This window comes from Pseudomonas sp. DSP3-2-3 (assembly GCF_049898225.1).
In the GTDB taxonomy this organism is placed as follows: Bacteria; Pseudomonadota; Gammaproteobacteria; order Pseudomonadales; family Pseudomonadaceae; genus Aquipseudomonas.
Genome location: NZ_JAFCXH010000023.1, coordinates 1 through 18,514 on the forward strand (window position 1 = coordinate 1; position 18,514 = coordinate 18,514).

Consider the following 18,514-nt stretch of genomic DNA (forward strand, 5'->3'; position numbering starts at 1 on the left):
TCCGTTATTACAACTATGATCGAATCAAGATGAAGCTGGGCGGGCTAAGCCCTGTAGCGTACAGGGCCCAGTCCGCGATAGCCTAATCAACAGCTGTCCAACTTTTGGGGCGCACTTCATCTGTCGCGGTTGATATTGGCTTCGCGAGCAAGCTCGCTCCCACAAGACCTTACAACGACCCAAACACCTTCTTCGCCAGGCTCGTCGCCGCCGCAGCCGGGTTGGCGCGGATGGTTTCTTCTTGTTTGGCGATCATTTCGAACAAGCCGTTGAGCGCCTGTTCGGTCACGTAGCCTTCGATGTTCGAGCTTTTGGCATCCAGAACGCCCAGCGTCGCGGCTTGACCGGCGAACGAGTTGTACTTCTGTGCGAGCCCGACCTTGTCTGTAGCTTGTTTGACGATAGGCAGGAACCTGGCGCGGATCTGCTCGCGACTGGTGCTGTTCAGGTATTGCGTGGCCGAATCCTTGCCGCCGCCGAGGATGCCCTTGGCGTCAGCCACGGTCATCTTTTTCACGGCATCCACCAGCAACGTCTGGGCTTGCGGCATCGCGGCTTCAGCGGCCTGGTTCATGCTGGTTTCCAACTGGTCGACCTGCGCGCCCATGCCGAACTGTTTCATTTTCTTCGCAACCTTGCCCAGACTCCCCGGTAGTTCAATGCGAACATCCTGGTTGTTGCTGAAACCACCGGGCTTGCCCAGTTGCTTGACCGCAATCTGCGCGCCTTGGGTCAGCGCGTCCTTGAGACCGCCGGTTGCATCCGCCTGGGACAGATCGTTCAAGGATGCGGCAAAAACGTTGGCCGACAGCAGCAAGCCTGCGCACAGGCTGGCAATGGTAAACGGGGAGCGAAGCATGGCAGCATCCTTTTCAAGGGGAATCTTGGCAGCAGCGCCGGTTCGAACCGGCGCTTGTTGCGCGAATTTAGCGGATTTCCTCAGCCGGGTCAGCTTCGGTTATATCTTCGTTGCGATGCAAGGCGACCTGGCGAATTGACAGCCGAATTTCCGCGGGCAGCACACGCTTCGCTGCGCCTTCAGCCAGTTCCCCCAACAGCGGGTGATAGCTGAGCTTGCCGTTGGCATCCTTGCGCAGGACGCCCAGGTCCAGCAGGGTCTGGATGAAGTGGCGGAACAGGCTCTTGTCGAAAAACTCCGGCGCATTCAGGCCATGCAGGATCGACAGTCGTTGCGCCATCACCGTACACAGGTCTTCCAGTTCTTCGGCGCTCAGGGTGTTCTGGCCGCTGTTGAGCAACAGCGAAGTGGCCATGTAGAAGCGCTGCAACGTCTGGGCAATCGCCCGCGACAGCAGGGTCAGCAGCACGAACTCGCGGGAGCTCGGCGCAGGCCGCAGAAACACGTCATTTTCGAAACGCAGCAGACCTTGCTCGACGAACGCTTCCAGCCATTGATCGACCACCGCATCCAGCTCTTCCAGCGACCAGCGGATGAACAACTCCGATTGCAGGTATGGATAGAGCGCACGGGTGTAGCGCAGCAGCAGTTCGCGGGTCATGCGCGACGAGCTCTGGAAGAAGCTGGCCAGCAATGAGGGCAGGGCGAAAATATGCAGCACGTTGTTGCGGTAATAAGTCATCAGGACTGCGTTCTGTTCATCCAGATACAGAATCTTGCCCAGCGCGTCCTTTTGTTCCGAGAGCAGATCCATGCCTTTCACGCGTTCGATCAACGCGCGACCGTCACCTTCGGGCAGCGTGGTGTGCGGCGAATACGGCACCCGGCGCAGCAATGTCAGATAGAGATCCAGCACGCGGGCCATGGCCTGATCGTCCAGCGCCAGGCGTTGCGTCGACAGCAGGGCCAGCGCCACCAGATTGACCGGGTTGATGGCGGCGGCTTCGTTCAGGTGGCGGGCAACGCGTTCCCCCAGGCGATTGGTGGTTTCGTTGAGCCATGCGGGGCGAAACTGCGGCCCCAGCTCCTGCGTGCGCCAGTCCGCTTGTTCCGAGTCGAGAAACTCCGCGAGTTTGATCGGCTCACCGAAGTTGACAGATACCTGGCCGAAGCGCTGCTTGAGCGCGCCAATCACCTTGAAGATGTCGAAAATCGACTCCTTCTTCTTGGTCGCGCCACGCAGTTCGCCCAGATACGTGCGGCCTTCGAGCACCCGCTCGTAACCGATATACACCGGCACGAATACGATGGGCATCCGCGAATTGCGCAGGAAGCTGCGCAAGGTGATCGCCAGCATGCCGGTCTTGGGTTGCAGCATACGACCGGTGCGGGAACGCCCGCCCTCGACGAAGTATTCGACCGGGAAACCTTTGGTGAACAAGGTATGCATGTATTCGTTGAACACCGAGGTGTACAGAGGGTTGCCCTTGAAGGTGCGGCGCATGAAAAACGCGCCGCCCCGGCGCAGCAGGCTGCCGATCACCGGCATGTTCAGGTTGATACCGGCGGCGACATGCGGTGGCGTCAGGCCGTTACGGAACAGCAGGTACGAGAGCAGCAGGTAATCGATATGGCTGCGGTGGCAAGGCACATAGATGATTTCATTGCCTTGGGCGACGTCCTGCACGCCTTCGATATGGCTGACCTTCACGCCATCGTAGATCTTGTTCCAGAACCAGCTCAGCACCACTTCGAGAAAACGAATCGCCGAATAGGTGTAGTCCGAAGCGATTTCGTTGCCGTAGCGCAGGGCTTGCTCGCGAGCCTTGTCGACGGGGATTTTCTCGCGTTCCGCTTCATCCAGAATCGCCTGCTTGACCAGCGGCTCGTCCAGCAGCCCCTTGACCAGATTGCGCCGGTGCGACACATCCGGGCCGATGACGGCGGTCTTCAGGTTGCGAAAATGCGTGCGCAGCAGGCGCTGGGTCATGCGCAGGGTCAGCTCGTGGCCCTTGTTCTCGTTGATCAGGTCGCGCAGATGGATCGGTGCGGAAAACTGCACCCGGGTCTTGCGCCCCAGAATCAGGATGCTGACCAGCCGCCGTAGCCGTCCGGTGACCGCCCAGCTATCGGCAAATAACAGTTTCCACGGGCTCGATTCACGATCCGGCGACTGGCCCCAGAACACGCTGACCGGAATGATCTGCGCATCCTCGGCAGCATTCTGGCTTACAGCGCTGATCAAACGTTCCAGCGTCGGCGGCGCGCCGCTCTTGTCCTGACGGCCCAGCCAGTCCGGGCCTGGCGTCAGGTAGAAGAACGCCGCTGGCTCGACCAGCTCGCCCAGCGATACCGACAATACGGGCCGAGGCAATCCCGCCTTGCGGCACTCGGTGTCGATCACCGCCAGATCGCTCAGTGAAGGCGATTGCAAGGCGTAGAACACCGGGCGACTGCGGTCGAGATTGAGGGTGAATGACGATTGATTAATGGTCTCGGAGCGCACCCAGAGATACAACAATCGGCGCAGCGTGCCGAACACAAGACGGCGGAACGGAGAGCGGGTCATACGGCTTCTGCTGAAAAGGGGCGGAGCCCACGAGGGCGCCAGTTTGCCGTATCTGGCGGGGATGGGCAAAAGGGCAGAGAAAGGCAGCCCGTTGGAGCGCACTTCAGATCCCTGTGGGAGCCGAGCTTGCTCGCGAAGGCGTCAGGTCTGGCAGTAAAGTAGTTGGCTGAAAGCAGCGCATAAGCATCTGACCGATGAGGACCCCGTGGGACCGGCTTTAGCCGGGAAGAGGCCGGTTCAGTCACTGCATATCGTCGTTAGAAAGACCGCCTTCCCGGATAAAGCCGGTCCCACGCAGCCTGCACCGGTCATGTATCACGCCGTATGCCAGACAATCTCCTCCTCGCCATCTACGCTGATGCGGATCCAGCGGTCGGCGGTTTCGTCGCTTTCTTCTTCAACCCAGGTGCCGGGCGCGCAGCGGACTTCGACTTTCAGGGCCGCGAAGGCAGCGCGGCCGCAGGCGATGTCGTCTTCCCAGGGAGTCTGGTTGCTTTCCAGGAACAGGCTGTTCCATTTGCCGACAGCCTTGGGCAGCCAGGTCACGGGCACGTTGCCGGCCGTGCATTTCCAGGTCTGGCCTTTCTGTACCCAGTCGGTGCAAGGGCCGATGGCTTCGCTGAGCCAGGTAGCAACGGCCTTGTAGTCGACGTCAGCGTCTTTCAGGTAAATCTCGATGTCGGGTTGGCGCATGGATGCCTCGTCAGAAATTGAAAAAATCCATTCGCGGATTCAGTCGAGCGCCTCGCCAATGCAAGGCAGCTTCATTGGGGTCGTTATTGGCGCACGAAATAATCGTAGCGCATGGAAACCGTGACTTCGAACGGTTCGGCCTGTTCGATGACATTGGCCCGCCGTTCCGCGCTGGCGCGCCAGCCGTGGGGCGTCATGGCCAGCAGGTTGGCGCGGGCCTGACCGTCGATCAGGCTCAATGTGAAGCGCAGGGTTTCGCTGTGCTCCAGCTGCATGCCTTCAGGAACCAGGGCCAGATGCTTGTCATCAGCATAGTCACGCACTTCGTCATACAAGCGTTCGCGCAACTCCATCAAATGCTCGCTGGTCGGACCGACGCGCATCAGCCCGCCGCCCGGCGCCAACAAGCGTTTGGCTTCGTTCCAGTCCAGTGGGCTGAACACGCTGGCGAGGAACTGACAGCTGGCGTCCGGCAATGGCACGCGCGCCATGCTGGCGATCAACCAGGTCAGCTGCGGATCACGACGGCAGGCGCGTTTGACCGCTTCCCGGGAAATATCCAGGGCATAGCCATCGGCTTGCGGCAGGGCGGCGGCGATTTGCGCGGTGTAATAACCCTCGCCACAACCGATGTCCAGCCAGCGTGCCGGGGCCCGTTCGGCGGCCAGCTCCGCCAGGCGTTTCGCCACTGGCGCGTAATGCCCGGCGTTGAGAAAGTCCCGCCGCGCCTCGACCATGGCCTGATTGTCGCCAGGATCGCGGCTGTTCTTGTGCTGCACCGGCAACAGGTTCAGATAACCCTGGCGCGCGCGGTCGAAACGATGATTCGCCGGACACGCCACGCCGTTGTCTACCGCACTAAGCGGGCCTGAGCAGATCGGGCAGGTGAGTATCATGCGAGCAGTTTGACCAAGGTCTGGTAGTAGATTTCAGTCAGCACGTCGAGGTCGCTGGCCAGCACGCGTTCGTTGACCTGGTGAATGGTGGCGTTGACCGGCCCCAACTCGACAACCTGGGTGCCCATGGTGGCGATGAAACGACCGTCGGAAGTCCCGCCACTGGTGGACGCCTTGGTTTCGCGACCGGTAACGGCGCGAATGCTGTCCGAAACCGCGTCCAGCAAATCACCCGGTTCGGTCAGAAACGGCAGACCGGACAACGCCCAGTCCACGTGCCATTCCAGGCCATGCTTGTCGAGGATGGTCGCGACCCGCTGCTTCAAGCCTTCGACCGTGGATTCAGTGGAGAAGCGGAAGTTGAAGATCGCCACCAGTTCACCGGGAATCACGTTAGTGGCGCCGGTCCCGGAATTCAGGTTGGAAATCTGGAAGCTGGTGGGTGGGAAGAATGCATTGCCTTCGTCCCAATGCTCGGTGGCCAATTCAGCCAGCGCCGGAGCGGCCAGGTGAATCGGATTGCGCGCCAGATGCGGGTACGCCACGTGGCCTTGTTTGCCGCGCACGGTCAAGGTTGCGCCCAGGGAACCGCGACGACCGTTTTTCACCACGTCGCCGACCAGCGTGGTGCTCGACGGCTCGCCGACGATGCACCAGTCCATGCGTTCGTTACGCGCCTTGAGGATTTCCACCACGGCCTTGGTGCCGTGATGCGCCGGGCCTTCTTCGTCGCTGGTGATCAGAAAGGCAATCGAGCCTTTGTGGTTCGGGTGATCACCGACAAACCGCTCGGCCGCCACCAGCATGGCCGCGAGGCTGCCTTTCATGTCCGCCGCGCCACGGCCGCAAAGCATGCCGTCGGCGTCGATCAAGGCATCGAACGGATCGTTCTGCCAGGCGTTCACCGGCCCGGTAGGTACCACGTCGGTATGCCCGGCGAAACACAGGACCGGACCTTCGGTAGTGCCATGGCTGGCCCAGAAGTTATCCACATCTTCGATACGCATCGGCTCCAGCTTGAAGCCGGCATCGCCCAGGCGTTGCATCATCACTGCCTGACAGTCGGCATCGATAGGCGTCACCGACGGACGACGGATCAGATCGCAGGCGAGTTGAAGAGTAGGCGAAAGGTCGGCTGGGGCCGTCATGTACAGGACTCCGGTGGTATGTCGTAGAGCGCGAAAAGGCGCTTATCTTAAAGCAAAACGGCGACCACAGGCCGCCGTTTAGTCTTGCCTGAGATTTATGTCAAACCGTAGCCGGCTCGGTAATCACCACTGGTTTGGGAAGCGAGGACAGGAAAGCCATGATCAGCGCCGCCAGATACGGCAGCGATTGCACCAGCAGCATGATCACCCAGAAGCGCATGTCGGCGCTCGGCAAGCCCTGCACCAGACAGATACCGGTCGCCGCGCCCCATAACAGCAGCATGATGAACAGTTCTTCCCGGGCTTCGGAAATCGCCACCAGCAGACCATGACTGGCGGCGTTTTTCGGCGTGCGGAAGAACGGAATGCTGGTCGTGAAGAAGCCATACAACACGGCTTTGGCGATGGTGTGGGACAAGGCGAGCCCGGCCAGCGCGGCGTAGAACGCATCCTTGAGGTTGACGCCCACGGCGCGACGGTAAAGGAAGATGATCTTGCCGACCTTGAACACGAACAGCGCCAACGGCGGGATGGCGAAGATCAGCAGCGGCGGGTCGACGCGTTTGGGCACGATGATCATCGCCGACGACCAGAGCAACGCGCCGACGGTGAAGAAGATGTTCATGCCATCAGCGACCCACGGCAGCCAGCCCGCGAGGAAGTGATAGCGCTGGCCGCGCGTCAGTTCGGTGTCCTTGCCGCGCAGCAGGCTCGACGCATGGCGCTTGATGATCTGGATCGCGCCATACGCCCAACGGAAACGCTGCTTCTTGAAGTCGATAAACGTATCCGGCATCAAACCCTTGCCGAAACTGTTGTGCGCATACGCTGCGGAATAGCCCTTTTCAAAGACCCGCAGGCCGAGCTCGGCATCTTCGCAGATGCACCAGTCGGCCCAGCCCAGTTCTTCAAGCACCGAGCGCCGGGTCATGGTCATGGTGCCATGCTGGATGATCGCGTCGCGGTCGTTGCGGGTCACCATGCCGATATAAAAGAAGCCCTTGTACTCGGAATAGCACAGCTTCTTGAAGGTGCTTTCATGCTGATCGCGGTAATCCTGCGGCGACTGCACCACAGCGATTTTCGGGTCGGCGAAGTGCGGCACCATGTATTTGAGCCAGTTGCGGTCGACACAGTAATCGGAATCGATCACGGCAATCACTTCGGCATCCGGCGCGGTGTGCGGGATCAGGTAATTCAGCGCGCCGCCCTTGAAGCCGGCGAGCGGGGCCACGTGGAAAAACTTGAAGCGCGAACCGAGCAGTTCACAGTGGGCCTTGACCGGTTCCCAGACGGCCGGGTCCTTGGTGTTGTTGTCGATCAACAGCACTTCGAAATCCGGATAATCCAGCGCCGCCAGCGCGTTCAAAGTCTGTTTGACCATTTCCGGCGGCTCGTTGTAACAAGGCACGTGAATCGACACTTTCGGGCGGTAGGCATTGTCCGTTTCGACTGGCAGGAATTCGCGTCGCCGCTTGTGAGTCCAGACCGCTTCCGCCAGTTCGTGAGCCTCGGTCAGCAACACGATAAACACGCCAAACGCACCTAAAGCCAGAAGGAATCCGACCAGCAAACTGAACCAGGTGCTGTATTGCTGGCTGTAGTCATAACCGATCCACACCAGCACCGAGCCACAGAGGAAGGCGACAAACGTCAGGAAGGTGCGCCCGCGCTGGCGCAGGGCCGAGCCGTCAATCAACAGCAACGCCAGCGACAACATCGCCAGAACCACCGAACCGATGGCCAGTACGCGCCATTGAGGAATGGCCACCACAGGGCCGTCGAAGTTGAATTTCTGCTGGCGGTTGGCGTTGTACACGCCCCAATACGCGCCCACCGAACCTTCATCGCTGGCTTTCCACGGTTGATCGAAGGCTTCGATCACAAAGTAGTTGTAGCCTTGGCGGTTGAGCTTGTTGACCAGCGTGCGCAGGTAAATCGCCTGGTCGGCCTGGGTTGCGTCAGCACCGCCACGCATCCGCCCGTTGCTCGGCCAGCCAACCTCCGAAAGCAGCAGTGGTTTTTTCGGGAACATCTTCTTGAGTTCCCTGGCGCGGTCGAGGACAAACTGGCCGGACTCGCTCATGGGGATGAATTCCCAGTACGGCAGAATGTGCGCAGCCACCAGATCGACGTGCTTGCCCAGTTCCGGGTATTTCTCCCAGATGTGCCACTGCTCGGAGGTGGTTACTGGCACTTTGACTGCGGCGCGAACCCGATCCAGCAACGCGCTGAGTTCACTGACGGTAATTTCCTCGCGGAACAACGCCTCGTTGCCGACCACCACGCGAACGACGCTGCGCGAGGTATTGGCCAGCTCGATGGCGCGGGTGATTTCCCGCTCGTTGCGTTCAGCGTCCGGGCTGATCCAGATGCCCAGCGTGACCCGCAAACCGAACTCTTCCGCCAGCTTGGGGATATCGCCCAGCGAGCCGTCTACCGAATAGGTACGAATACTGTCGGTCTGCTTGCTCATCAACTCCAGGTCCTGACGCATTTCATCGTCGGACGGGTAAATGCCCTTTTGTGGATTTTGGCCCGAGCGAAACGGCGAGTAGGAGAACCCCGAGATTTGCTCAGGCCAGTCCGGGGCGGTAACCGGGCGATTGATCAGCGCCCAGAAGCCGGTAAACAACGCGGCAATGGCCACGACAACAACAAGATTGAGTCCAAATTTACGCGATGACATAGATGCTTCAGGTTCCAAAGGGTGGAACGGGGAATCGCCGGCGAACGCCCGCTGTCAGGTACTTTGGCAGCTTACGCGTGTTGAAGTTCTTTTCTGGAAATGTTGTAGGAAAATTAACCGCGCGCCGTCGCAGCCGTGGGAGCGGATTTATCCGGGAAGGCGGCATTTTGGGCGACAAAGATGCTGTGGATGTACTGGACTCTTCCCGGATAAATCCGGTCCCACAGGGTTGTCATCGGCTTCGGTTGATCAGCTTTCTGACCAATCACTCGCCACATGGATGCCCTCACCGCCGCAACACCCTATAATGCGCGCCGGTTTTCGGGGTATTGGTCATGAGCACAGAAGATCCACGTTTCGCAGGCGTCGCCCGTTTGTATGGCATCGAGGGCCTGGAACGCCTGCGCGCGGCTCATGTGGCAGTCGTCGGCATCGGTGGCGTTGGCTCCTGGGCGGCGGAAGCCATGGCGCGCTGTGGCGTTGGCGAGATTTCCCTGTTTGACATGGACGACGTGTGCGTCAGCAACAGCAACCGTCAACTGCACGCGCTGGACAGCACAGTCGGCCGCCCCAAGGTTGAAGTGATGGCCGAACGTTTGCGCGCGATCAACCCGGACTGCATCGTGCATGCGGTGGCGGATTTCGTGACCCGCGACACTATGGCCGAATACATCACGTCCGATCTGGACTGCGTGCTGGACTGCATCGACAGTGTCAACGCCAAGGCTGCGCTGATCGCCTGGTGCAAGCGACGCAAGATTCAGATCATCACCACCGGTGGCGCCGGTGGGCAGATTGATCCGACGCAGATTCAGGTCTGCGACCTGAACCGCACCTTCAATGATCCACTGGCGTCCAAGGTCCGTTCGACCTTGCGCCGCGACTATGGCTTTTCCCGCACCGTGACCCGCCATTACAGCGTGCCGTGCGTGTTTTCCTCGGAACAGCTGCGCTATCCCAAGCCTGACGGCAGCATCTGCCTGCAGAAAAGCTTTGTCGGCGACGGGGTCAAGCTCGATTGTGCCGGTGGTTTTGGCGCAGTGATGATGGTGACAGCGACCTTCGGCATGGTTGCGGCGACCAAAGCCGTGGACAAGATCGTGGCGGGAACGCGCCGTCCTTCAGAGCGTGCAAAGCCGGTTTCGGTGCCGCCGCCTCAGCCCGCGACTGCTGCGATCTGATGCATTTTCTGTAAAACAGCGTTAAGCCCGTTACTGCGCGACGGCGACAATTGACGGCTCAAGCCGAGCTGGTTGAACCAGTCCGGCAGATCAACCTGCTGTAACTCCTGCGCCGATAAGCCATTGACCCGCGCCAGTAATACCGCAACCAGACCGCGAATCACCCGGGCGTCGCTGCTGGCGCGAAACTGCCAGCGGCCTTCGCTGAAATCCCCCAGCAGCCAGACCTGGCTTTCGCAGCCGTGAACCAGATTTTCATCGCTTTTTTCTTCGTCGCTCAGCGCTGGAAGGCGTTCGCCCCATTGCATGATCAGGCGCGCACGCTGCTCCCAACCTTGAAGCTGGTTGAAGGTTTCCAGTGCGGTTTGCGCGTCGGCGGGCAGGCTCACTGAAGCAGCTCCAAGGCCTGATCCAGCGCGCTGAAAAATCGCTCCAGATCGTCGGAATCGTTGTACAGCGCCAGGGAAACCCGAATCGCGCCGGGCAGGCCCATGCTCTTGAGCAACGGCATGGCGCAATGATGACCGGCACGCACCGCGATGCCTTGTTCGGTGAGCAAATGCGCCAGATCCGCGTTATGTACGCCGTCGACGACAAAGCTGACCAACGCCAGTTGCGGCGCGCCCAAAATCCGGATGCCATTGCGCTGCTGCAAGCCTTGCAAAAGCATCGCGTGCAGCCGGGCTTCGTGCTCGACCACTGCGGCGTGATCGAGGCCTTGCAGGTAATCCAGCGTCGCACCCAAACCAATGACGCTGGCAATCGGCGGAGTTCCCGCCTCGAAACCCAGCGGGGCAGGGCGGAATTTTGCGTGTTGATAATCCGTTGTCAGGACCATCTCCCCGCCAAACTGCCAGTGATTGAGACGAGGCAAGGCTTCATGACGCCCGTACAACACACCGACGCCTTCCGGGCCATACAGTTTGTGGCTGGAAAATACGTAGAAATCGCAGCCCAGCGCCTGAACATCATGCCGTCCATGGACCACACCCTGAGCGCCATCCACCACCGTCAGCGCGTGGTTGGCCTTGGCCAGCGCCAACAGTTGAGGCAACGGCTGCCAGGCGCCGAGCACGTTGGACAACTGGCTGACAGCCAGCAGTCGGGTGCGCGGGCCGATCAGCTGAGCGGCAGCGTCCAGATCTATCAAGCCATCGGCCGCCAGCGGCAGGATCACCAGCTTCAGATCCCGGCGTTGTGCCAATTGCTGCCATGGCAACAGGTTGGCGTGATGCTCCAGAGCGCTGATGGCGATTTCATCACCTGCTGCGAACTCATGTTCCAGCCCGTAGGCCAGCAGATTGAGCGCCGAAGTTGCGCCATGGGTGAAGATGATCTGCCCGGATTCACTGGCGTTGAGCCAACCGGCGACTTTGCCACGGCTGTCTTCGAACGCCTGGGTGGCATGCGCCCCCGGTAAATGCTGGGCACGATGAACATTGGCCGCGCCGTTGGCGTAGTAATGATTCAAGGCATCAAGCAATGCCTGAGGTTTTTGCGTGGTGGCGGCGTTGTCCAGATAGGTCTGGCCTTGCCGTTGCAGGGCGGCGATGGCTGGGAAGTCAGCGCGCCAAGGGGAAGCGAGGGGCATCGTTTTAGCTCGGTGAATCGGATTCGGCCTGCCGTTAAAGCAGGCGCGAACCCGGACGCGGCATCGATCAGTTGTGAGCGTGCAGCGTTTCGTTCAGCTCGATGGCCGACTTGTGGGTTTTACATTCCACAGCGCCGGTTTGCGAGTTGCGGCGGAACAGCAGGTCCGGTTGACCGGCAAGCTCGCGCGCCTTGACCACTTTGACCAACTGGTTCTTGTCGTCCAGCAGGGCCACTTTGGTGCCAGCGGTCACGTACAGACCGGATTCAACGGTGTTGCGGTCGCCCAATGGAATGCCGATACCGGCGTTGGCGCCGATCAGGCAGCCTTCGCCAACCTTGATCACGATGTTGCCGCCGCCGGACAAGGTGCCCATGGTGGAGCAACCGCCGCCCAGGTCCGAACCCTTACCGACGAAAACACCCGCCGAAACGCGGCCTTCGATCATGCCAGGGCCTTCGGTGCCGCCGTTGAAGTTGACGAAACCTTCGTGCATCACGGTGGTGCCTTCGCCGATGTAAGCACCCAGACGTACGCGAGCGCTGTCAGCGATACGCACGCCGCTCGGCACCACGTAGTCGGTCATTTTCGGGAACTTGTCCACCGAGAACACTTCCAGCAGCTCGCCTTTGAGACGCGCTTCCAGTTGGCGTTCAGCCAGTTCGCCCAGGTCGACAGCGCCTTGGCTGGTCCAGGCCACGTTCGGCAGCAGCGGGAAGATCCCGCCCAGGTTCAAGCCGTGCGGCTTGGCCAGACGATGGGACAGCAGGTGCAGCTTGAGGTACGCCTCAGGCGTCGAAGTCAGTGCCGCGTCTTCGGCCAGCAGGGTTGCAACCAGTGGGTTGTGGCTTTCTGCCAGACGGGTCAGCAACGCGGCCTGAATGCTGTCGACGGACTTCAGCGCGTCGGCCAGCTTCAAGGCCATATCGGTGTTGAAGGTGATTGCCTGGTTACCGCCGGTGTAACCCAGAACCGGGGACACGGCCGCGATCAGCGCGGCGGACGGATTGATCAGCGGCTGGGCGTAAAAGACTTCCAGCCACGTGCCTTGACGATTTTGAGTGCCGACGCCAAAGGCCAGGCTGAACAGGGTAGCGGACATGTGAATACCTCTTACTGATTAAAGGACCATCGATAGCGCTTTGGCTTATCGGATGGCCGCTGCATACAAGTCGGGTTTAAAGCCAATCAGGGTTTTGTCGCCGAGATCGAGCACCGGACGCTTGATCATCGAGGGTTGCGCGAGCATCAGTTCTATCGCTTTGGCCTGGTCGAGATCGGCTTTTTGTCCGTCGTCGAGCTTGCGAAACGTAGTCCCTGCTCTGTTCAGCACAACCTGCCAGCCGTGTTCATTGCACCACTGCGTCAGGTGCTCACGGTCGATGCCGACGGTTTTATAGTCATGAAAATCGTAGCTCACGGCTTTTTCATCGAGCCAGGTGCGCGCCTTCTTCATGGTGTCGCAGGCTTTGATTCCGTAAAGGTGCAACTTGTTGATTTCATCAGCCACGAGCTTGCCCCCTTGGAACGGTGCGAGAAAAAACGGTGACGGATTATGCCATGGACCAGCGGCTTCGGCTGCGACAGGTTGACGGGTTTATTGCAACTTGTCGCCAAAACGCTTGCAATCTGCCTCCGGGAAGAGGCCGCGCGCAGTCTAGGCAGAGGATATTGCAGTTGTGTGATGTGGCGTTTGTGCTGGCCTCTTCCCGGCTAAAGCCGGTCCCACGGTTGGATCGCGTGTGGGACCGGCAGACACCACATCATTTACCGGGTAATGAAATCCCGAATCCGCTCGGCCGCTTCAACGCACTCGGCCAGCGGCGCAACCAGCGCCATGCGTACCCGACCGGCGCCCGGGTTGAAACCGTCCACTTCCCGCGACAGATACGAACCCGGCACCACCGTCACATGCTGCTCGACGAACAGGTCGCGGCAGAACGCGGCGTCATCGGTGCCGACATTCGGCCACAAATAGAAACCGCCGTCGGGACGCTGGACGTCCATCACCGGAGCGAGAATTTCCAGCACGGCGTCGAATTTCTCCCGATACAGCGCGCGGTTGGCACGCACGTGTTCTTCGTCATTCCAGGCAGCGATGCTCGCCAGCTGAGTTTGCACCGGCATCGCGCAGCCGTGGTAAGTGCGATACAGCAGAAAGGCCTTGAGGATTTCCGCATCACCGGCAACAAAACCGGAACGCAGGCCCGGCAAATTCGAGCGCTTGGACAGGCTATGGAACACCACGCAACGTTTGAAATCCTGACGACCCAACGCCACGCACGCGCTGAGCAAGCCGGCTGGCGGGGTTTGTTCGTCGAAATACAGCTCGCTGTAGCACTCATCGGCGGCGATCACGAAATCATATTCGTCAGCCAGCGCGATGAGTTTTTTCAGGGTTTCCAGGGGAATCAGCGCGCCGGTCGGGTTGCCGGGCGAGCACAGGAACAGAATCTGGCAGCGTTTCCAGACATCCGCCGAGACCGCGTCGAAGTCCGGGTTGAAGCCGTTCTTGCTCAGGCACGGCAGGTAATGCGGTTGCGCACCGGCCAGAAAAGCCGCGCCTTCGTAGATCTGATAAAACGGGTTCGGGCTGACCACCAGCGCGTCATCGCCGCGATTGACCACGGTCTGCGTGAACGCGAACAGCGCTTCGCGGGTGCCATTGACCGGTAGCACATTACGCGCCGGATCCAGCCAGCCGCCCGGTACGCCGAAACGCCGCTCGCACCAGCCAGTAATGGATTCGCGCAGTGCCGGGATGCCCAGAGTCGTTGGGTAAACCGCCATCTGGTCCAGATTGTCGGCCAAGGCCTTGGCGACGAATTCCGGTGAGCGATGCTTGGGTTCGCCGATGGACAGCGCGACCGGAAGCTTTTCCGGGTTGGGCGTCACGCTGCCGAGCAGCGCACGGAGCTTCTCGAACGGGTAGGGCTGCAGCAGTTGCATCGCGTTATTCATTGATTTGGTCTCAAGAGCAGGGCGCTCGGATCGGCGAGCGCCATTGAATCGATTCATGAAAAGCGCGGATCAGATGCTGATGCGCCATTCGCCGCCGGGTTCCTGATCGACGCTGAGTTGCTCGACGATTGCGTCCTGCAATTGGCTGCACAGCTGCGGATCGGATAACGGCTGGTTGTTTTCATCGGTGATAAAGAACACGTCTTCCACGCGTTCGCCCAAGGTGGCGATCTTGGCATTCTGCAATGACAGATCGAACTCCAGGAAGATCTTGCCGATCCGCGCCAGCAAGCCGGGGCGATCCGGCGCCGAGAGTTCCAGCACCGTAACCGGACGCTGGGCGTCATTGTGGATGGTGACTTGCGGTGGAAATGCAAAATGCTTGAGCTGGCGCGGCACCCGGCGCTTGATGATTGTCGGGTAATCGTCCGGATTGCGCAGCGCGTCGGTCAGGCCGTCACGAATCTGCTTGATGCGCTCGGGATTGTTGCCAATCGAGCCGCCGTCGTTGTCGAGCACGATATAGGTGTCGAGGGTGAACTTGCTGCTGGAGGTAATAACCCGTGCATCGTGAATGTTCAGGTTCAGCTGGTCCATCGCCGCCACCGTTACCGCGAAGAAGTCGTGCTGGTCGGGTGCGTAGATGAAGATCTGCGTGCCGCCCTCGAACTCGCGCTGGGTGGTTTCCTTGATCAGCACCAACGGGCCACCATCCACCGGCTGCTGCAGGATCGCATCGCTGTGCCACGCCACATCCCCGGCGGTATGCCGCAGGAAATAGTCATCGCCCAGTTGCGCCCAGAGCTGCTCGACGTCGTCCGGGTCGGTGCCGCTGCGCACCAGAATATCCAGCGCGGCGCTTTGCGTGCGGCGGATCTGCTCTTCGCGGTCTACCGGGTTTTCCAGGCCGCGACGCAGGGCGCGCTTGGTTTCGGTGTACAGCTGGCGCAACAGGCTGGCGCGCCATGAATTCCACAGCGTCGGGTTGGTGGCGTTGATGTCGGCCACGGTCAGCACATACAGGTAATCCAGATGGACTTCGTCACCGACGAACTGGGCGAAATCATGGATCACCTGCGGGTCGGACAAATCCTTGCGCTGGGCGGTGGTGGACATCACCAGGTGATTGCTCACCAGCCAGACAATCAACCGGCTGTCCCAGCTCGGCAACTGGTGACGCACGCAGAACGCCTCGGCATCCACCGCGCCCAGCTCCGAGTGGTCGCCGCCGCGGCCTTTGCCGATGTCGTGGTACAAGCCAGCCAGATAGATCAGCTCCGGCTTGGGCAGCTTGCCCATGATCTTGCTGGCCAGCGGGAATTTTTCGGACACTTGCGTGTATTGCAGCTTACGCAAGTGCTTGATGAGGTTCAGGGTGTGCGCATCGACGGTGTAGATGTGGAACAGGTCGTGCTGCATTTGCCCGATGATATGGCCAAATTCCGGCAGATACAGGCCCAGAATGCCGTAGCGGTTCATGCGGCGCAGGTTGCGATGAATGCCGATTTCGCATTTGAACAGCTCGATGAACAGGCTGGTGTTGCGAATATCGTGGCGGAAATCATCGTTGATCAGGTGCCGATGCTCGCGCAATAGCCGGATGGTGTCGGCGCGCACGCCTTTGATTTCCGGATGCTGGGCCATCAGCACGAAGATTTCGATCATGGCGAACGGCGTGCGTTTGAAGACGTTCGGCCGGGTCGCTTCGATGTAGCCATCATGCAACTGGAAGCGCGAATTGAGCGGCTGGGTCACCGCGCCTTCGTCTTCGACCAGAATCACTTCTTCGAAATGCTGGATGATCAGGTCGCTGAGCTCGGCGATGCTCATGACCACGCGATAATACTTTTGCATGAAGCGTTCGATGGCCAGCTTTGCGTCGCTGTCCTGATAACCCAGCAGGGCAGCGATGCTGCTCTGATAGTCGAACAGCAGGCGATCTTCGGAACGGCCGGCCAGCATGTGCAAGGCGTAACGCACTTTCCAGAGAAATTCCTGGGACGAGGCCAGCAGGTTGTTCTCGCTTTCCAGCAGGAAGCCTTCGCCGGCCAGTGCGTGCAGGTTAAGCGTGCCGTACTGGCGACGGGCAACCCACAGGATGGTCTGGATATCGCGCAGACCGCCGGGACCCCCTTTTACATTAGGCTCCAGGTTGTATTCGGTGTCGTTGTACTTGTGGTGGCGGTTTTTCTGCTCGGCGCGTTTGGCGAGGAAAAACTCCTTGCTAGGCCACATTTGCGTGGTGCTGGTGACTTCCAGCATGCGCTGGCGCAGGCGCTCCGGTCCGGCAATGGTGCGACTTTCCATCAGGTTGGTGATCACCGTCAGGTCGGCGCGGCCTTCCTGGGCGCATTCGTCGACCGAACGCACGCTCTGACCGACTTCCAGGCCAATGTCCCACAGCAACGTCAGAAAACGCTCGATGGGCTCGCGGAAGATTTCGTGATCAGCGCTCTCCAGCAGAATCAGCAGGTCGATGTCCGAATAAGGGTGCAGCTCGCCACGTCCGTAGCCGCCGACGGCCAGCAAGGTGATGTCGGCTTCCTCGCTCCAGTCGAAGTGATCCCAGGCCTGTTGCAGGATGTTATCGACAAACCAGGCCCGATCCTCGATCAGTCGGCGGATGTCCCGGCCGGACTTGAAGCGTGCATCGAGCACTTCCCGCGCGTTGCGGATGGCTTTCTTGAAGGCCGCAATAGGGCTCGCCTTCAAGGCCAGTTCGGCCTGGAACTGGCCGCGGTCGAACAAATCGGGATCCACCTGCGGCATGGAACTGCTTTCCTTCTATCTATATCGGGCGAGCTTGAGAATCACAGCATCAGGCTGCTGCTGAGCTTGAAGTGCGCGCAATAGTGTCGTCGCTGCGCAGGGTAAAGATTTCATAGCCGTCAGCGGTGACCAGAATCGTGTGTTCCCACTGCGCGGACAATTTGCGGTCCTTGGTGATCGCGGTCCAGCCATCACCCAGCAGACGGGTTTCGGCGCGGCCCTGGTTGATCATCGGCTCGATGGTGAACGTCATGCCTTCCTTCAACTCCATGCCATCGCCGGCCTTGCCGTAGTGCAGGACCTGAGGCTCCTCATGGAAGACCTTGCCGATGCCGTGCCCGCAGTATTCGCGGACCACGGAAAAACCACTCTTCTCGGCGTGCTTCTGGATGACTTCGCCGATATCACCCAAACGAGTGCCGGGACGCACGATTTCGATGCCTTTATACAGGCATTCCTGCGTGATTTTCGACAGGCGCTCGGCCCACTCTGGCACTTTGCCAACATGGAACATCTTGCTGGTGTCGCCGTGGTAGCCGTCCTTGATGACGGTGATGTCGATGTTCAGCACATCGCCGTTCTTCAGTGGCTTGTCATTGGGGATGCCATGGCAGACCACGTGGTTGATCGAGGTGCAGATCGATTTTGGATAGCCCTTGTAGTTCAGGGGCGCAGGAATGGCTTTCTGCTCGTTGACGATAAAGTCATGGCAGATGCGGTCCAGCTCTTCGGTCGTAACGCCAGGCTTGACGTAAGCACCGATCATTTCCAGGACGTCGGCAGCCAGGCGGCCGGCGATACGCATCTTTTCGATGTCTTCAGGGGTTTTGATGGTGACTGTCATACGAACTCTCTCGGCACGGCAAGCGTGCAGCTAATACGGAAAGCGGCGATTCTATCAGACCGCCGAAGACCGGGTGATCATGGCTTCCTATATAGGGGCGCGAAGCCACTAATAAAAGTGTGTGAGAACAAGCGCTTGATCCGGGTTTCGTTATCTGAACTTTTATGATATAAAATGCGCCGCTTTCCGGGGTATGCCCCGCAAGCCCAAACCCACACACGTGTCGACACGATGACCTGGGTGCCTTCGGCTCGAAGCCGCTGGTTGGTCATTGGGATACGTGGAGGCCTAACCCGACTTATCAAGGAACTATC

General features: G+C 59.9%; 15 protein-coding genes. 2 read left to right on the plus strand and 13 right to left on the minus strand.

Annotated elements, in window-relative coordinates; translation table 11 throughout:
- Positions 1-86, plus strand: an 86-nt coding sequence (locus ACP7E4_RS22380) for an IS3 family transposase (protein ID WP_426114669.1), incomplete at its 5' end; no start/stop codon positions are given.
- A gap of 83 nt (positions 87-169) precedes the next feature.
- On the opposite strand, the gene ACP7E4_RS22385 is transcribed toward ACP7E4_RS22380, so the two are convergent.
- The 6 genes from ACP7E4_RS22385 to ACP7E4_RS22410 all read right to left on the minus strand — a co-directional run bounded on the left by ACP7E4_RS22385 (position 170) and on the right by ACP7E4_RS22410 (position 8,854).
- Positions 170-859 (minus strand): DUF4197 domain-containing protein, encoded by a 690-nt coding sequence (locus tag ACP7E4_RS22385; RefSeq protein ID WP_426117746.1) that lies wholly within the window; start codon positions 857-859, stop codon positions 170-172.
- Positions 860-926: 67 nt separating this feature from the next.
- Positions 927-3,428 carry a glycerol-3-phosphate 1-O-acyltransferase PlsB gene (gene plsB / locus ACP7E4_RS22390; protein WP_426117747.1) on the minus strand — a complete coding sequence of 834 codons (2,502 nt, stop codon included), beginning with the start codon at positions 3,426-3,428 and terminating at the stop codon, positions 927-929.
- Positions 3,429-3,743: 315 nt separating this feature from the next.
- Complete coding sequence (locus tag ACP7E4_RS22395; protein ID WP_426117748.1) at positions 3,744-4,121, minus strand: hypothetical protein; 378 nt, start codon at positions 4,119-4,121, stop codon at positions 3,744-3,746.
- Between the two features lie 83 nt (positions 4,122-4,204).
- A complete protein-coding gene (locus ACP7E4_RS22400; protein WP_426117807.1) occupies positions 4,205-5,014 on the minus strand; it encodes a putative RNA methyltransferase in 810 nt (269 codons plus the stop codon).
- The gene (dapE, locus tag ACP7E4_RS22405; RefSeq protein ID WP_426117749.1) at positions 5,014-6,165 is read right to left on the minus strand and encodes a succinyl-diaminopimelate desuccinylase; all 1,152 of its coding nucleotides are present in this window, start codon (positions 6,163-6,165) and stop codon (positions 5,014-5,016) included. Before dapE ends, ACP7E4_RS22400 begins: the two co-directional genes overlap by 1 nt.
- Positions 6,166-6,265: 100 nt before the next feature.
- Positions 6,266-8,854: a glycosyltransferase family 2 protein gene (locus ACP7E4_RS22410; protein WP_426117750.1), complete on the minus strand. Its 2,589-nt coding sequence runs from the start codon at positions 8,852-8,854 to the stop codon at positions 6,266-6,268.
- Positions 8,855-9,189: 335 nt separating this feature from the next.
- Between ACP7E4_RS22410 and tcdA the strand changes: the two genes are divergently transcribed.
- A complete protein-coding gene (gene tcdA / locus ACP7E4_RS22415) occupies positions 9,190-10,035 on the plus strand; it encodes a tRNA cyclic N6-threonylcarbamoyladenosine(37) synthase TcdA (RefSeq protein ID WP_331148976.1) in 846 nt (281 codons plus the stop codon).
- Here the strand turns inward: tcdA and ACP7E4_RS22420 are convergent.
- From ACP7E4_RS22420 to map, 7 genes are all read right to left on the minus strand, one after another.
- Positions 10,011-10,424: a SufE family protein gene (locus ACP7E4_RS22420; protein ID WP_426117751.1), complete on the minus strand. Its 414-nt coding sequence runs from the start codon at positions 10,422-10,424 to the stop codon at positions 10,011-10,013. The two genes, tcdA and ACP7E4_RS22420, sit on opposite strands and share 25 nt — an antisense overlap.
- Positions 10,421-11,626: an aminotransferase class V-fold PLP-dependent enzyme gene (locus tag ACP7E4_RS22425; protein WP_426117752.1), complete on the minus strand. Its 1,206-nt coding sequence runs from the start codon at positions 11,624-11,626 to the stop codon at positions 10,421-10,423. Before ACP7E4_RS22425 ends, ACP7E4_RS22420 begins: the two co-directional genes overlap by 4 nt.
- A 67-nt stretch (positions 11,627-11,693) precedes the next feature.
- Positions 11,694-12,728, minus strand: coding sequence for a 2,3,4,5-tetrahydropyridine-2,6-dicarboxylate N-succinyltransferase (gene dapD, locus ACP7E4_RS22430; RefSeq protein ID WP_426117753.1), 1,035 nt, complete (start codon positions 12,726-12,728; stop codon positions 11,694-11,696).
- A gap of 45 nt (positions 12,729-12,773) precedes the next feature.
- Positions 12,774-13,115, minus strand: coding sequence for an ArsC family reductase (locus ACP7E4_RS22435; RefSeq protein ID WP_426117808.1), 342 nt, complete (start codon positions 13,113-13,115; stop codon positions 12,774-12,776).
- Between the two features lie 278 nt (positions 13,116-13,393).
- The gene (gene dapC / locus ACP7E4_RS22440) at positions 13,394-14,587 is read right to left on the minus strand and encodes a succinyldiaminopimelate transaminase (protein WP_426117754.1); all 1,194 of its coding nucleotides are present in this window, start codon (positions 14,585-14,587) and stop codon (positions 13,394-13,396) included.
- A gap of 69 nt (positions 14,588-14,656) precedes the next feature.
- On the minus strand, positions 14,657-17,356 hold the full coding sequence (locus ACP7E4_RS22445; RefSeq protein WP_426117755.1) for a [protein-PII] uridylyltransferase: 2,700 nt from the start codon (positions 17,354-17,356) through the stop codon (positions 14,657-14,659).
- A gap of 49 nt (positions 17,357-17,405) precedes the next feature.
- The gene (gene map / locus ACP7E4_RS22450; RefSeq protein ID WP_426117756.1) at positions 17,406-18,200 is read right to left on the minus strand and encodes a type I methionyl aminopeptidase; all 795 of its coding nucleotides are present in this window, start codon (positions 18,198-18,200) and stop codon (positions 17,406-17,408) included.
- Positions 18,201-18,514: the final 314 nt, after the last annotated feature.

What these genes read in the sequence shown, in the direction of transcription:
- ACP7E4_RS22385 (WP_426117746.1), bottom strand. Translation starts at nt 859, where the DNA reads ATGCTTCGCTCCCCGTTTACCATTGCCAGCCTGTGCGCAGGCTTGCTG.
- plsB (WP_426117747.1), bottom strand. Translation starts at nt 3,428, where the DNA reads ATGACCCGCTCTCCGTTCCGCCGTCTTGTGTTCGGCACGCTGCGCCGA.
- ACP7E4_RS22395 (WP_426117748.1), bottom strand. Translation starts at nt 4,121, where the DNA reads ATGCGCCAACCCGACATCGAGATTTACCTGAAAGACGCTGACGTCGAC.
- dapE (WP_426117749.1), bottom strand. Translation starts at nt 6,165, where the DNA reads ATGACGGCCCCAGCCGACCTTTCGCCTACTCTTCAACTCGCCTGCGAT.
- ACP7E4_RS22410 (WP_426117750.1), bottom strand. Translation starts at nt 8,854, where the DNA reads ATGTCATCGCGTAAATTTGGACTCAATCTTGTTGTTGTCGTGGCCATT.
- tcdA (WP_331148976.1), top strand. Translation starts at nt 9,190, where the DNA reads ATGAGCACAGAAGATCCACGTTTCGCAGGCGTCGCCCGTTTGTATGGC.
- ACP7E4_RS22425 (WP_426117752.1), bottom strand. Translation starts at nt 11,626, where the DNA reads ATGCCCCTCGCTTCCCCTTGGCGCGCTGACTTCCCAGCCATCGCCGCC.
- dapD (WP_426117753.1), bottom strand. Translation starts at nt 12,728, where the DNA reads ATGTCCGCTACCCTGTTCAGCCTGGCCTTTGGCGTCGGCACTCAAAAT.
- dapC (WP_426117754.1), bottom strand. Translation starts at nt 14,587, where the DNA reads ATGAATAACGCGATGCAACTGCTGCAGCCCTACCCGTTCGAGAAGCTC.
- ACP7E4_RS22445 (WP_426117755.1), bottom strand. Translation starts at nt 17,356, where the DNA reads ATGCCGCAGGTGGATCCCGATTTGTTCGACCGCGGCCAGTTCCAGGCC.
- map (WP_426117756.1), bottom strand. Translation starts at nt 18,200, where the DNA reads ATGACAGTCACCATCAAAACCCCTGAAGACATCGAAAAGATGCGTATC.